The organism is Mycoplasma sp. HS2188 (assembly GCF_025209835.1).
Taxonomy (GTDB): Bacteria; Bacillota_I; Bacilli_A; order Mycoplasmatales; family Metamycoplasmataceae; genus Mycoplasmopsis.
On sequence record NZ_JAOAOI010000048.1, the window covers coordinates 1 to 793 of the forward strand.

Sequence of the window (793 nt, forward strand, 5' to 3'; positions counted from 1 at the left end):
CTATAGTTAGCTAATGCTATATTGAATTGTGAATCTTTATTATTTCTCTCGGTGATTTTATCTCTTCTGACTTGCTCTTGGGTTTTTAGGTTTTCAAACGCAGTGTTTAAAGCATTGTAATCTTTTGTTGCTTGTTCTAAACTTGGTTGTTTACCCACCCCACTAGTTTGATCGGTTATCTTTTTAACATCTGTTAATGTTTTTTTGATGTCATTATAGCCAGTAGCAAGCTCAGGTCTAGCTAAATATTGATCAACTTGGTTAGCTAATTCAATATATTGTTTATTTTTTTGTGCTTGTTCACTATTTTTTGAGTTAATAAAGTCATCTTTAGCTTTATTGACTGCTGCGGAAGCTTTTTCGTAAGCTTCACGTATTTTATCCTCTTCATTTCCAGCAGCACTTAGATTGTCTTGTAATTGTTTTTCAATTTTTGCTATTTTTTTATCAAAATCAGCTTTTTGACCTTCATAACTAGGATCGGTTGTATTTGTTGATTCTTCTTTAGCGGCAGCTAAATCTCTATCGTAATTAGTTCTGGCGGCTTCTTTGGCTGCTGTTTTAGCTTTGTTTATTGCATCAATAATTTTTGGTATTTCATTAACAAAATTATCAACTGTTGCTTTTTGTGGATCGTAAGATGAACCATCTTTACCAACAACTTGGTTTGAAGAATCTAAAGCATCTTGCAATTGATTTTGAATATCAGGGTATTTGCTTAAAGCGTCTTTTAATTGAGTTAATTTACCAACTTCTTTTTCGTATTTTGCTTTTTCTTTTTCAATTTTAGCGT

1 protein-coding gene is annotated in these 793 nt (G+C 31.8%); it reads right to left on the reverse strand.

Annotation, left to right across the window (positions count from 1 at the left end; translation table 4 throughout):
• Positions 1-793, reverse strand: a 793-nt coding sequence (locus tag N1F73_RS03990) for a hypothetical protein (RefSeq protein ID WP_260360164.1), incomplete at both ends; no start/stop codon positions are given.